Raw genomic sequence first — 12,727 nt, 5'->3', positions numbered from 1 at the left:
CTCAGATCACCGAGGGTGTCCCGTATTTCGGTGATACGTCACCGGATCTGGTGACTCCTCAACAGTCGCTTACGTGCGGCGTATCCGCGCCGTGCGAACCGGCGAACGGCGATTCGCTTCAGGGCAGTCGGGTGCGTGCGCGCGGTCACCGACGCGCGGGGGTGCTCACAGCCCGTCGGTGTAGAGGAGGCGGTTGGGTGAGCCGGGGCTGATGAGGTTGACGACATCCTGGGTGGAGGTGTCGGTGAGCCGGCCGCTGATGTCCTGCGGACTGCCGGTTGGGTAGCGCTCCTTGAGGAGGGCGGCTGCTCCGGTGACGTGCGGGGTGGCCATGGAGGTGCCGCTCATGGCGACGGATCCGCCGCCGAGGCGGGCGGAGACGATGTCGACGCCGGGGGCGAAGGTGTTCAGGCAAGCGCCGAAGTTGCTGAAGCGGGCTTGCTGGTCGTCGCGGTCGGTGGCTCCGACCGTGAACGCCTTCGCCGCGCGGGCGGGTGAGGCGTCGCAGGCGTCCTTGGCCTTGTTGCCGGCCGAGACGACAGGCAGGACGCCCCGGTCCGCGACGGCGCTGACGGCCTCGTCGACCGACGCGGAGGCGCCGCCGCCGATGGAGGCGTTGAGGACCGCGGGCTGCCGGGCGTTGGCCGCGACCCAGTCGAAGCCGGCGAGGACACCGGCCGTGCTGCCCCTGCTCTTGCAGTCGAGAATCCGGACGGACACGAGTGAGACGTCGCGTGCCACTCCGTAGGTGGCGCCGCCGACGGTGCCCGCGACGTGGGTGCCGTGGCCGTGGCAGTCCTGCCCGTTCCGGCCGTCGCCGATCGCGTCGTACCCCGCGGTGGCCCGACCGCCGAACTCACTGTGGGCGAGGTCGATCCCGGTGTCGACGATGTACGCGGTCACGCCACGGCCGGTCCCGGTGACGTCGTACCGGCCGTCCAGCGGAAGGTGGCGCTGGTCGATCCGGTCCAGTCCCCAGCTCGCCGCGGGCACCGCCCGGCCACCGGACCGCGCCTGCGGGGCCGGTACCGCTACCGGCGGCGCGGAGTCGGCGCCGACCGTGGCGTTCTCCTCGACGGCCCTGACCGAGGGAAGAGTACGCACGGCGGTGAGCTGGGCCGGGGAGAGCCTGGCGGCGAACCCGACCAGAGCGCTCTGGTAGACGAACATCGGCTTGACACCGATCCGCTTCAGAACATCGGCCGGTGACACGGCCGGCTTCAGGCTGACGACGTACTCACCGGGGATCGCCCCCGAGGAACGCTCGACCGGCAGAGGGCTCGCCGCGGTGTCGGCCGCGGCCTCGGCGCCGGTGGCGGTCAGGGGGGCAAGCAGTAGGAGGGCCGTCGAGGCCCAGCGTGCGCGCAGGCGCATGCAAGCTCCAAGAGGTGCGGGTACGGAGCCGTTCACGGCGCGCAGTGTCCGCGAACGACGGACACCTCTTTGTTTCGTCCATGAGCTGCGGTGACTTGAACGGGGAACGCGGACGTCACCGCGCGCACGGCAGCGGGGCTCCGGCGTGGTCGCGAGATCGAACGCACCTACGGGCCGGTGGCGCGGACGGTGCCGGTGAAAGCAGCCGGGTCCCACCGGCGCATGGAGGTGGAGTCGGCCGGCCCGCCCCGGGCCTCACGGTACCCGACGGTGACGCCGGGGCTCGGATTGTACGTACGCAGGCACCACCCGGACCTCGCCTCGCCCCTGTACTTGTTTCGGACGGTGGAGAATCCGCCCGCGGCCCGTCCCTCCGGGAACCTCTTCGGAGCATACGATCTCGTTGATGTGGTGTGCGAATATCCGACGAGGTTCGGGGTCAGCTGGCGCGACGGTTCGAGGTCCTGCTCCCGCATTTGAACGAGCGTCAGCAGCGGTTGGCGCTGGCGGCCGAGGCCCGACTGCTTGGCCACGGGGGTGTGCGCCTGCTCGCGCGGACGGCCGGGGTCAGCGAGACGACGGTCCGCAAGGGCGTCTTCGAGCTCGAAGCCGGTGTCGATCCGCTGCCCGAGGGGCGCGCCCGACGCCCCGGCGGTGGGCGGATGCGGGCCGAGGCCGTTGACCCGTCTCTCGTCGCGGCGCTGATGGCGCTGGTCGAACCGGATGAGCGCGGTGATCCGATGTCGCCGCTGCGCTGGACGACGAAGGCGCTTCGGCACTTGGCCGCTGAGCTGTCCCGGCAGGGGCATCGCATCACCGCGCCCACGGTGGGCCAGCTGTTGAGGGAGCACGGGTTCAGCCTGCAGGGCACCGCCAAGACCCTGGAGGGCGATCAACCTCCCGACCGTGACGCGCAGTTCCGCTACACAAACGAGCAGGTCAAGGAGCACTAGGCCGCGGGTGAGCCTGTGATCAGCGTGGACGCAAAAAGAAGGAAAAGCTGCCTGACTTCCGCAGTTGGAAGGCATGTGGAGGCGTCCGATATGGGGTCTGAGCTGCGGGAACATGCGGGACGTGGCCGGGTGGGCGTGTGCCCACGCGGTTGCGTTGTGGCTGGTCAGGCGGGGTCTGCGGCGGTGACCGGGGTGGTGGTTTGATGCCGCAGACGCGGTAGATCGTGGCCTGCTCGCTGGTGAGCGGGGTGGTCTGGGTCAGCTGTCCGGCGTCGCCGGTGAGGGTGACCTCGTGGACGCGGCCCAGTTCGGTGCTGATCCGGTTCCAGGTCTGGCCGGTGTGGCGTTCGGCGACGCGGATCAGCAGCAGGGCGAGCCAGCAGAGCAGTACGTGCGCGCGGATGCGGTGTTCCAGGTGATGGAAGACCGGCCGCAGTTCCAGCACCGTCTTCAGGCCGCGAAATCCGCGCTCCGCTTCCAGGAGCGCCTTGTAGCCGACCGCGATCTCCTCGGCGGTCAGGTGCGGGTCGGAGCTGGTCAGCAGGCGGCCACGCCTCGAAGAGGTCCGGGTCAACCTCGTCGCGCGGATCGCCGAAGCGCACCGCGAAGGCTGGCTCGGCGAAGTCGACGGGCTCAGCATCAGCCTCGCCGCCGCCGAGGACAAGCTCACCCAGCTCGACACCGAACTCGCCCGCCGATCCGCCGTCGTCCACCTCGGCCTGCCCACCTTCACCCCGATCGCCACCAGAACCTCGCAGTTCAGAGAAGAGGGTCTGGGAGCGCAGGTAGTTCAGCTCGGTCCAGAACAGGCGGTCGCGGCTGAGGGCTGCGACGCCGTCGTGGACGATCGGCTCCATGCGACGTTGGTGGCCTCCGCGGTGAGCACGGCGGCCACCGACAGTTCCAGGTCGTCCATGCGGGACTCGGCTTCGGAGGCGTGGGTGAAGTCGGCGAGGTACACGCTGCGGCCCCTGCGCGACCCCGGTGCCGGCGAGGACTGAGCCCCTCCTGGCACGCCGAAGGGGCCGGCCCGGCCGGAATGATAAAAGTTCGAAGACGATCTTTTTCTCTTGCATAAACGATTCTTTTGATGACTGGCTTGCGCGCCGGGTTGCAATTATCTAGAGTGGAAGAGGCGGACATTCGCACTCGCGATAATGTGTATCCGCATCTAATCCACTGGAGGAATAGTGGCCCTGGAAGATGTCGTCCTGAAGTCGGCCGACGTGCTCGCCTACAACGAGAAGTCCGAGCACACCGGAATTCTCGTCTTCTTTGCCGAATATAATACCGCAGGAGCGGGCGGGAGCACCTCGGACATCATCTTGAAGGTGGATGGCGAAGAGAAGGTTAATCGCACGATCACCTCAAAGGAAGGTGGCCCGTACGCGGTCCACTACGTCGGTCACGTAAAGACCGGCCAGCAGGTGACGGTCACGGGCAGTGGTGACGATTACACGCGCGGACGTGCGACCGCCGATCTCTCGGTCGTCATCGAAACCAGCTGAGACGGCGTGCTCTCGCAGCGCCCCCTATCCTTTCCGGTGAGAGCGCAATGGCCTTGTGCGTGAAGTAGTTCCGGTACAGGTTTTGGCGCTGAGAAGGATCACGGCCGTGCGCTGGGGCCCTCAGCCCTCCGGCGGGATCGGAAGGGTCGGCAGTGTGGCTGCTGATTGTGCGGCATCACCCGGGTTCTCCCGATGCCCAATCTCCTCGGCAGGTGGCTGCCCAGGCGATTCGCGGCCCAGGGTCCGTGATTCGGCATTTTAATCATGATGGGTCTTCAGAACCCCTGAAGACCCATCATGATCAGTTAAATCTGTTTGCTCCTGGCGTAACCGAGCCGACCTCGGACAACACGGTCATTTCCGGAGCGGGACGCGGAGGTGAGCCCACGACATATCGCACACCTGGCCGAGGCCCCGTCCGGGCAAACTGCCCAGTGGGGGCCACCACGTGATGGGGCATAAGGCAAACCGGACGCAGCGATCCAGGAACTCTGCACTTCCGATGCCAGGGTTATGGGCTGTGAGAAGCAGGCTCGCGGGAACCGCTTGGGCTACATGACCTCGCCTTATCTACTCCAGTATGCTGAGAATCCGACCGCCTGGTGGCTCTGGGGGCGGAGGTCGAGCATCGAAATGTACCGATTCTGCTGTTGGCCGGGTACTCCTCTCATGCCTGGTGCCACGTGATGGCACACAAGTTGGATTGCTCGGGGTTCGCGAGCCGAGGTCGATCCGGTACGCGCCGGGTGTACATGACGAGCTCTCGGCTTCTGAAGGGAAGCTCCGGAGGTCGGCACCGGGAGGGTCGCACTCCGTCCACCGAGCCAGATGCGTGGGCGCTTACGAGGGTGCGAGCATGTTCGTTGAACACGCTCGGGCGCCGCTGTGCCATCCAGAACTGCAACCTCGGTGCGCGGCGACCACGAACCGGTATGGGAAGTCCTGGTCCAGCACCCGGGGTAGGTACGGCGGTCGGCCCGGCACCGGAACCCCAGGACCAGCCCGGCACAGGAATGACCTTTCAGGTGGTTTGGCACTGCAACCAAGCACTGCGGTGGTCTGATGACCGTAGGTTGACCCCGTGTAGTGACGTACCCGGCGGGGGTGTTGCGAGGTGGCCACGGCAGTTCCTGACGGATGTAGTGCGGCGAAGGGACGCGGTGCCGGATCGGCTGCGGGATGGTCTGACCCCCTCGACCTGGCCGGCTTCGCGCACCTTCACCGTGGCTTCGGCGGCTGCACGGAGAAGCTGAGTCTTGAGGCGGGCTGGACCGATCGCTGGACCGCGGCGCGCGGAAGCCGTCACCGTACGTGACTGCCTGGGGCCTTGATCTGGAGGCACGCGCGGGCGGCAGGGGGCTGTTTCCTGCCCCCGACGCGGCTACGCAGCGTGAACGGCCTGTCGGGTTGGCCGGCCGTGCGCGGCCCTGGGCTGAAGTGGGCGGGCCGCCGAGGTCAGGGTGCCCTGATCCGCGATGGGTGGTTGCGGCAGGCGATTCAGATGAGCCGGTTGCGGTGGGCGGCTGCGGCTTCGCGAACGAGTTGGGCGAAGTCGCTGCGGCTGCGGTCCTGCTGCTGGCCGGCCTGTTCGTCGTCGTCCCAGTCCTTGTCATCGCCGAAGTCGTCTTCGTCGTCGAGTTCGTCGTATTCGTCGTGGAAGAGCCAGCAGCCGTGGATGCCGGCGAGGAGGTCTTCGAGCAGGTCGGGGGCGGGGCGTTTGGGGTCGAGCGGGGTCAGGCGCAGGCCGGTGTCCTCGGGGTCGGTGTCCGGGCCGGTGTGCTGGGCGAGGTCGTCGTCGAGGTCTTCGAGTTGTCGGCGCAGGCCGGCGGGGTCGGGGAGGAGTCCGTCGGCGATGTGGAGGGCATGGCGCACGAGGCCGGTGACCGCGTCGTACGGGGAGGCGCCGGTTTCGAGGAGCTGGAGGACGAGGGTGGGGGTTTCGTGGGGGAGGGCTTCGATGTTGTCGGCTTCGAAGAGCACGGTGGTGGGGGAGTGCCCGGTGGCTTCGGCGGTGACCTCGGCTGCTGCCGCGAGCCAGTGAGCTGCGGCGACGGCCGCAGCGGTGGGATCGATGTCGGTGAACAGTGCCGCGGGGCCGAAGGGATCCTGTTCGAGGAGGCGGTCGGCGGCGGCGACCTGGACAGGGGAAGCACCTTCGCGGCTGAGGAGGACGGCCTGACGGGCGCGGCCGGCGAGGTCGCCGAGTTCGGCGTTCTCCACGGCGGCGAGCTCGGTGGCGACCTCGGCGAGGACGGCGTCGGTGAGGTCCGCGTAGTCGAGGGCGTGCAGGGCGCGGCCGGCGCGGTGCGCGGACTCGACCAGCGGGCTGTAGGAGACGTCGAGCATGCCGTCCTGGGGGAGGTTGGGCCGGGCGATGGCACCGGGAACCTCGTCGAATGCCTTGCGTTCCTCCGCGCGACGCCAGCCCTCGGAGTTGGGCTCCATGGAGGAGGCGGCGCTGGCCGGGTGGGTGTAGGTGCGCCACGCGGCCTCGGACAGGTGCGTGAGGGCGCGGGCCAGGCGCATCAGCGCGGCCGTGTCCGTACCGGCCGGGACGGCGGCGATACGGGTGGCGAGATCACCCTCGCCCGTTCCCCAGCTGGCGAGCAGCTCGAGCCGTTCGGGGTCGATGCTGTAGCGGGTCATGAAGCCGTACCTCCGGTGATCTGCCCGGCAACGCCGCCGGGCATCGAGCCATTCTGACGCATCGCCAGAAAGCGCCGGATCGTGCAACCGGCAGCGGTACGACCGCGAGAGAACGAGGCTTCCTCAGGGGCCGAGGCGTTTGAACCCGAGTTGCAGGCTTCTCGACGGGTTCGGATGAGACCAGCGGCGCGGTGGCATCACGGAGACCGGCGTGCTCGAGAGATCGCCGGACGCCGAGCCTGCCCGTTCCGCCGGTCAGGTACCTCGTCGAGGGGCTTCCGGGGAACCGGGTCAGCAGGTCCCCGGCCTGGTGCAACGATCACGGCGGTGTGCGGTCACGTGGGTGCCGAGGCCTACGGGCCGCAACGGTGTTCGTGAGGTGCCTTAGGATTCTGATGCACAGTCAGACATCGCTCGCCTGCCCGACCGGGGTGGGGACAGCGGCGGCCGGGGTGTGGAGGGCGAACAGGCAGCTCTTGAGGTGGTCGCTGAGCCACAGGGGCGTGGCGTGTTGCAGGGCGGTGCCCAGGTGGGCGTCAATGCCGACGGTGTACCTGCGCGCGGGCGCCGGACGCTCAGAGCCCTGGCGATGGTGCGGGCCACCGGCCGAGCGCTGGATGCGGGTGAGGAGTCTCGCGACACGGTCGTAGGCACCGGCATCGGCGGCGCGGAGGGCAGGCAGGTCGTCCTGGGCCCGCTGCCAGAAAGGGGTCGCGACGGCGCCCGGCTCGATGAGGATCACCTGTACGCCGTTGCGGCGGGTCTCCATGCGCGTCTTGAGGAGCTGGCCGGCCCGCAGGAATTCGACCAGGTTGTTGATCTCGGGTGTGTTACGGGGCCGGCGCTTCGGGCTGTCAGCCGAGAAGCACCGCAGGACTGCCTCATTGGGGTCGACCGTTCGGCGGAGTCGCTGCACCAGGCCCACGCGGCTCTGACAGGCCACAAGGGGCGACGCCCGCGTCACCGAACAGGCCGGGGCCCCTTCGTCCTTCCAGCCTGCCTTCGCCCTCATGCCGGGGCCCGCCGGGTGAGCGGTGCTGTGCGCGCCAGGGCTCGAATCCGGACTGGGTGAGTCACCAGGTGACGGGCAGTGATCGCATGCCGTAGATGAACGACTCCGTACAGAACGCCAGTTCGCTGCGGGGGATCGCCAGTCGTAGCCCGGGCAGTCGCCTGAACAGGGTGGCCAGGATGATCTGCAGCTCGGCGCGGGCCGGCGGCTGGCCGAGGCACTGGTGCACGCCGAAGCTGAAGGCCATGTGCCTTCGGGCCTCCCGGTCCAGGTCTAGCTCGTCGACAGAGCGGGAGCCGGCGCCGCCGAACACGCCTTGTCCCGGTTGGCGGTGGAGAGCAGCGCCATTACGGCCTCCCCGGCCCTGATCGTCGTATCGCCCAGCTCCACATCCTCCAACGCCACTCGGGGAAGCCCGGTGTGCACGATCGTCAGGAGACGCAGCAGCTCCTCCACCGCGCCAGGCACCGCGGCCGGGTCGGCTAGCCTGGCGGCCTGCTCAGGCTGATCCAGCAGCAGGGCAGTCGAGAGCGAGATCATGTTCGCAGTCGACTCGTGCCCGGCAACCAGCAGCAGGGCCCCGGTGTTGGCCACGTCGTCCAGGGTCAGGTTGTCGCGCGCGGCGAGCCGGCTGAGGATGTCGTCCTCCGGCTGCTCCAGCTTGCGCGCTGCCAGGCCGCGCATGTACTCCAAGATCTCTTCCTGGGCTGCGGTGAGTTCCTCCAGAGTGTTGAGCAGCGTCCGGCTCAGGTTCTGGAAGTGGTCCCTGTCGTCGTACGGCACGCCGAGAAGCCGGCAGATGACCAGCGAGGGTACCGGCAGCGCGAAGTCTGCGACCAGGTCGGCCTCCGCCCGGCCCTCGGTCATACGGTCCAGCGCCTCGTCCACGATCCGCTGGATGTCCGGCCGCATCGCCGCCACCCGCTTGACCAGGAAGTCCCCGGAGCACGCCCGGCGCAGCCGGGCGTCTCCGGGTCGTCCAGTCGCAGGAAGCTGGGGTCGGTGGCAATGAGCTCCCGGCGGCCCGGGACCCGCATCGGGAAGGCCGGGTAACGTGCGTCCGCGCTGAAGCGGCGGTCGGACAGGATGGTGCGGACCTCGGCGTGACCGGTGGCCAGCCAGCAGGACTCGCCCCCGGGCAGGACCGCCCGGGTGACCGCGCGCGCGGCGGCGGCCTCGGTGTACGCGGGTCTCCGCAGTCGGCCTGGGATGCAACGAGTTGGGAAGGTCCGTGGGGCTGGACCGCGGCCGCCCGATGGTCACCGCGGCGCTGGACGCCGGGGTGACGCTGTTCGACACGGCCGACGTCTACGGGGACTCCGAGTCCGTGCTCGGCGAATGCCTCCGGGGACAGCGCGAGAACGTCGTCCTGGCAACAAAGTTCGGCCATCAGAAACTGGCGATGGCGTACGGCCCCGCAGCCGGCGCCAAGGGTGGGCGTGCGTACATCCGCCGCGCCGTCGAAGCGTCCCTCAGGCGTCTCCGTACGGACTACATCGATCTCTATCAGATCCACACACCCGACCCGCACACTCCGGTGGAGGAGACCCTCGCCGCCCTGACCGAGCTGGTCCGGGAAGGGAAGGTCCGCTATGTCGGGAGCTCCAATTTCGCCGGCTGGCAGATCGCCGAGGCCGCGTGTACGGCCCGTTCCCAGGGATTCGAGCCCTTCGTATCCGCCCAGAACCACTGGTCACTGCTCAACCGGGATGTCGAGAACGAGGTCCTCCCGGCCGCACGCCGTTTCGGCCTCGGGGTACTGCCCTATTTCCCGCTGGCGAACGGACTGTTGACGGGCAAGGTACGGCGCGGCAGGGCCCTCCCGGAGGGAACCCGCATCAAGGAGAGCGCGTACCAGGTGACGGAGGCACGGCTCGACACCGTGGAGGCGCTGACCGCCTGGGGCGCGAAGAACGGTCGCAGTCTCCTGGAGATCGCGATCGGTTGCCTCGCCGCGTTCCCGGGTTGCACTTCGGTGATAGCAGGGGCCACGAATCCGGACCAGGTGCGGGCCAATGCGGCAGCGGGGCAGTGGATTCCCACCGCCCAGGAGATGAGCGAGATCCTGGAGCTGTTGTAGCAATGATCGTACCAACACCGTTCCGTGGGGCGGGTGGCGTCAAGGGTGGCCGAAAGCCGGACACCCGACAGCAATCTCGGCGTGAACGGGTCTATGCACAACTCTCGATCTCCCAGACCCTGGGGTGTCATGACCCCAATCGAACGGTCCGGCGCGGGACAGTCATCGGCTGGGCACGAGCCGACCGGCGTCCCGTCCGGGATGGCGGGTGAGGTGGCACCGATCCTTCGGGCGGCCGGGCTCACGGTCCGGCCCGTCGAACGCGCGCGTGTGGCTGATGTGGGCGCCCTCCGCCGGAGCGTCGCCGCCCGTTCCGGTCCGCTGGTCTGTTCCGGTCTGATGGATGACTGGCCTGCCGGCACGGCCTGGAACCCGGCGGAGCTCACGAAGCGGAACCCCGAGCGCCGGGTGACGGCCCTGATGGACCTCCCCGCCACCGGCGTGCTCTTCCCCCAGGACCAACGACGGTACGAACGGGAGCTGCCCTTCGGCGAGTTCCTCGACCGGATGACCACCGCCGGACCCGCCGCTCCCTGCTACCTCGCCTACCAGCGTGCCCACGAGATCTTCGATCCCGCCGACTGCGACTTCGCCTCCCTCCTACCGCCCGACGGCCACGGCACCGACACCCGGGTGTGGATCGGCTCCGCCGGGACGCGCTCCATGCTGCACTCCGACCTCAAGGACAACTTCTTCTGCCAGGTCTGGGGCGAGAAGAGCGTCATCCTGGTGTCCTGGCAGGACAGCAGGGCCGTCTATCCGTTCCCCGGCAATCTGGTGAACAGCCGGATCGACCTGGCAGACCCCGACCTGTCCCGGTTCCCCCGGCTTCGGAACGCCGTCCTGCACCATGCGCGGATGCGGCCGGGCGACCTGCTCTACATCCCGCGTGGCTGGTGGCACGACATCCGGGCCCACACGCCGTCCGTCTCGGTCAACCACTGGTTCGGCGAGCCGCTGGGACTGCCGGACTATCTGCGCCTGCTCGGGTTGCTCGGGCCCGCGTACTGGGGCGCCACCGCCCGCGACTTCGTGGTCCACGGGCTGCTGCGGCGCCAGGAATCGACGCGGTTCTTCTTCAGCCCCGCGTCCACCGGTCGGCGTCTCTACGACGCGCTGCGCACCGGCGACTTCTCCCGCGGCAACGACCCGAGCTCCGGCGCCCAGTAGAAGGGATCGCATGGCCGACATGCCTACAGAGTCAGTGAGTTCGGACAGTCCGCCGCGGCGGCGCGTCCTGGTCACCGGCGGCGCCTCGGGGATCGGTGCGGCCATCGCCCGCCGGTTCCTGGCGGACGGCCACCGCGTGGCCGTCCTGGACCGCGACCGCGAGGCGCTGGAATCCTTCGCGAAGGACTCGCCCCGGGTCGAACTGCTGCTGGCCGCCGACGTCGGGGACGAGGCCGAGCTGTGCGAGGCGCTCGCCGAGGCCGACGACGCCTGGGGCGGCGTGGACGTGGTGTGCAACAACGCCGGCATCAGCATCCGGAGCCCGTTCCTCGACACCTCGCTGGAGGACTGGGAGCGGACGCTGCGGGTGAACCTCACCGGGGCCTTCCTGGTGGCCCGCGAGACGGCCCGTCGGATGGTTGCCGGCGGGGGCGGGACGATCGTCAACACCGCCTCGGTCAGCGGACTGGTCGGCATGCCCGACTACGCCGCGTACAACGTCAGCAAGGCCGGGCTGATCGAGCTGACCCGGACGATGGCCCTGGAGCTGGCCCCACGCATCCGGGTGAACGCCGTCTGTCCGGGCTACGTCCTCACCCCGATGCAGCGGGCCGAGTACACCGATGAGCAGCTCGCCGACCAGGAAGGCCTGTTGCCGCTGGGAAGGCTCGGCCTGCCGGAGGAGATCGCCGCCCTGGTGGCCTACCTGGCGTCCCCGGAGGCGGCGTTCGTGACCGGGCAGTCCTTCGTGATCGACGGTGGGGAGACGGCGGGCGGGCTGGCCAGCCGGCCGACAGGCGAACCGTGGCGGGGGGCCGGCCGCGGCAACGACGTACCGGGGGCGCCGAACCCCGGTCGGGCTGAGGAACGGGGAACATGACGAGCGACGAATCACGGCCGTTCGGGGACCGGAGCGGCGCGGCGGGACCGGCGGTCAACTCGTACACCGAGTGGGACCCCCTGCGGGAGGTGGTGGTGGGGAGCCTGCTGGGCGCGGTGTTCCCCACCTGGCACGATTCGCTGGAACACACCATGCCGGAGTCCGCCTGGCCGGTCTTCCGGGAGCACGGCGGCTCGCCGCTGCCGGAGCGCCACCTCAAGGCCGCGGAGGCCGAACTCGACAACCTGGCCGAGGTGTTGACGGCCGAGGGCATCCGGGTGCGGCGGCCGGACGCCGCCCGGCACCACCGCCCCTTCCGCACTCCGGAGTGGGAGTCGGACGGCGGGCTCTACGCGGCGATGCCCAGGGACTCGCTGATCGTGGTGGGCGACGCGATCGTCGAGGCGCCGATGGCCTGGCGCTGCCGGTACCACGAGGCCGACGCCTTCCGCCCGCTGATCAAGTCGTACTTCCGTCGCGGTGCCCGGTGGCTGCCGGCGCCGCGCCCGCAGCTGACCGACGAGCTGTACCGCGGCGCGCACGACCCGGGGCGCTGGGCCGTGACCGAGTTCGAGCCGGTCTTCGACGCCGCCGACTTCCTGCGCTTCGGCCGGGACCTGATCGTGCAACGCAGCCACGTCACCAACGAGTTCGGCATCGACTGGATGCGCAGCGCGCTCGGCCCGGAGTTCGCCGTCCACACCGTGGAGACCGACGACGCCCACGCCATGCACATCGACGCCACCATCGCCGCGCTCGCCCCCGGCAAGCTACTGGTCCACCCCGGGCGGTACGTGCACTCCGAGCTGTTCGACGGCTGGGAGATCCTGCCCGCCCCTCCGCCGGCCCTGCCCGCGGACTGGCCGATGTACTTCTGCAGCCCGTGGGTGAGCATGAACGTGCTGTCCCTGGATCCGGAGACCGTGGTGGTGGAACGCCAGGAGCGGCCACTCATTGAGGCGTTGACGGCCTGGGGGTTCCGCTGCGTCGAGGTGGACTTCCGGCACGTCTACAGCTTCGGCGGGTCGTTCCACTGCGTCACGCTGGACACCGTGCGCGAGGGCGGTCCGGGCCGGTACCTGTCGGTTCCCGGGAGCTGAGTCC

General features: G+C 69.3%; 12 protein-coding genes and 2 pseudogenes. 7 read left to right on the top strand and 7 right to left on the bottom strand.

Annotated features, from left to right (window positions below; genetic code table 11):
* Positions 1-165: 165 nt before the first annotated feature.
* Complete coding sequence (locus tag ACFWPI_RS16730) at positions 166-1,374, bottom strand: S8 family serine peptidase (RefSeq protein ID WP_380371678.1); 1,209 nt, start codon at positions 1,372-1,374, stop codon at positions 166-168.
* A gap of 413 nt (positions 1,375-1,787) precedes the next feature.
* Between ACFWPI_RS16730 and ACFWPI_RS16725 the strand changes: the two are divergent.
* Positions 1,788-2,324, top strand: a pseudogene (locus tag ACFWPI_RS16725) (ISAzo13 family transposase); the annotation flags it as partial.
* A 22-nt stretch (positions 2,325-2,346) separates the two neighbouring features.
* Here ACFWPI_RS16725 and ACFWPI_RS16720 read toward each other — a convergent pair.
* Positions 2,347-2,997, bottom strand: coding sequence for a hypothetical protein (locus ACFWPI_RS16720; RefSeq protein WP_380371675.1), 651 nt, complete (start codon positions 2,995-2,997; stop codon positions 2,347-2,349).
* A 120-nt stretch (positions 2,998-3,117) separates the two neighbouring features.
* On the bottom strand, positions 3,118-3,288 hold the full coding sequence (locus ACFWPI_RS16715) for a hypothetical protein (RefSeq protein ID WP_380371673.1): 171 nt from the start codon (positions 3,286-3,288) through the stop codon (positions 3,118-3,120).
* A gap of 229 nt (positions 3,289-3,517) precedes the next feature.
* Here ACFWPI_RS16715 and ACFWPI_RS16710 point away from each other — a divergent pair, with 229 nt between their 5' ends.
* Both ACFWPI_RS16710 and ACFWPI_RS16705 read left to right on the top strand, forming a co-directional pair.
* Positions 3,518-3,835 carry a hypothetical protein gene (locus tag ACFWPI_RS16710; protein ID WP_380371670.1) on the top strand — a complete coding sequence of 106 codons (318 nt, stop codon included), beginning with the start codon at positions 3,518-3,520 and terminating at the stop codon, positions 3,833-3,835.
* Between the two features lie 513 nt (positions 3,836-4,348).
* Positions 4,349-4,533, top strand: a pseudogene (locus ACFWPI_RS16705) (DUF255 domain-containing protein); the annotation flags it as partial.
* A gap of 799 nt (positions 4,534-5,332) precedes the next feature.
* Here ACFWPI_RS16705 and ACFWPI_RS16700 read toward each other — a convergent pair.
* The 4 genes from ACFWPI_RS16700 to ACFWPI_RS16685 form a co-directional block, all read right to left on the bottom strand.
* The gene (locus ACFWPI_RS16700; protein ID WP_380371667.1) at positions 5,333-6,481 is read right to left on the bottom strand and encodes a hypothetical protein; all 1,149 of its coding nucleotides are present in this window, start codon (positions 6,479-6,481) and stop codon (positions 5,333-5,335) included.
* A gap of 403 nt (positions 6,482-6,884) precedes the next feature.
* The gene (locus ACFWPI_RS16695) at positions 6,885-7,406 is read right to left on the bottom strand and encodes a hypothetical protein (protein ID WP_380371664.1); all 522 of its coding nucleotides are present in this window, start codon (positions 7,404-7,406) and stop codon (positions 6,885-6,887) included.
* 148 nt (positions 7,407-7,554) lie between these two features.
* Positions 7,555-7,740, bottom strand: a complete 186-nt coding sequence (locus ACFWPI_RS16690) for a cytochrome P450 (protein WP_380371662.1) — start codon at positions 7,738-7,740, stop codon at positions 7,555-7,557.
* Between the two features lie 26 nt (positions 7,741-7,766).
* Positions 7,767-8,405 (bottom strand): cytochrome P450, encoded by a 639-nt coding sequence (locus tag ACFWPI_RS16685; RefSeq protein ID WP_380371659.1) that lies wholly within the window; start codon positions 8,403-8,405, stop codon positions 7,767-7,769.
* Between the two features lie 319 nt (positions 8,406-8,724).
* Here ACFWPI_RS16685 and ACFWPI_RS16680 point away from each other — a divergent pair, with 319 nt between their 5' ends.
* The 4 genes from ACFWPI_RS16680 (at position 8,725) to ACFWPI_RS16665 (ending at position 12,723) form a co-directional block, all read left to right on the top strand.
* Positions 8,725-9,573, top strand: a complete 849-nt coding sequence (locus tag ACFWPI_RS16680; protein ID WP_380371656.1) for an aldo/keto reductase — start codon at positions 8,725-8,727, stop codon at positions 9,571-9,573.
* A gap of 270 nt (positions 9,574-9,843) precedes the next feature.
* A complete protein-coding gene (locus ACFWPI_RS16675) occupies positions 9,844-10,743 on the top strand; it encodes a cupin-like domain-containing protein (RefSeq protein ID WP_380371654.1) in 900 nt (299 codons plus the stop codon).
* Between the two features lie 19 nt (positions 10,744-10,762).
* Positions 10,763-11,623, top strand: coding sequence for an SDR family NAD(P)-dependent oxidoreductase (locus ACFWPI_RS16670; RefSeq protein WP_380371652.1), 861 nt, complete (start codon positions 10,763-10,765; stop codon positions 11,621-11,623).
* Positions 11,620-12,723, top strand: coding sequence for an amidinotransferase (locus ACFWPI_RS16665; protein WP_380371650.1), 1,104 nt, complete (start codon positions 11,620-11,622; stop codon positions 12,721-12,723). Before ACFWPI_RS16670 ends, ACFWPI_RS16665 begins: the two co-directional genes overlap by 4 nt.
* Positions 12,724-12,727 lie beyond the last annotated feature (4 nt).

The sequence above is a fragment of the Kitasatospora sp. NPDC058492 genome (genome assembly GCF_042720685.1).
Classification (GTDB): Bacteria; Actinomycetota; Actinomycetes; order Streptomycetales; family Streptomycetaceae; genus Kitasatospora.
The sequence above is the reverse complement of the archived record's forward strand: the minus strand, read 5'-3'. Positions and strand labels throughout refer to the sequence as shown.

What these genes read in the sequence shown, in the direction of transcription:
- ACFWPI_RS16730 (WP_380371678.1), bottom strand. Translation starts at nt 1,374, where the DNA reads ATGCGCCTGCGCGCACGCTGGGCCTCGACGGCCCTCCTACTGCTTGCC.
- ACFWPI_RS16700 (WP_380371667.1), bottom strand. Translation starts at nt 6,481, where the DNA reads ATGACCCGCTACAGCATCGACCCCGAACGGCTCGAGCTGCTCGCCAGC.
- ACFWPI_RS16690 (WP_380371662.1), bottom strand. Translation starts at nt 7,740, where the DNA reads ATGGCCTTCAGCTTCGGCGTGCACCAGTGCCTCGGCCAGCCGCCGGCC.
- ACFWPI_RS16685 (WP_380371659.1), bottom strand. Translation starts at nt 8,405, where the DNA reads ATGCGGCCGGACATCCAGCGGATCGTGGACGAGGCGCTGGACCGTATG.
- ACFWPI_RS16670 (WP_380371652.1), top strand. Translation starts at nt 10,763, where the DNA reads ATGCCTACAGAGTCAGTGAGTTCGGACAGTCCGCCGCGGCGGCGCGTC.
- ACFWPI_RS16665 (WP_380371650.1), top strand. Translation starts at nt 11,620, where the DNA reads ATGACGAGCGACGAATCACGGCCGTTCGGGGACCGGAGCGGCGCGGCG.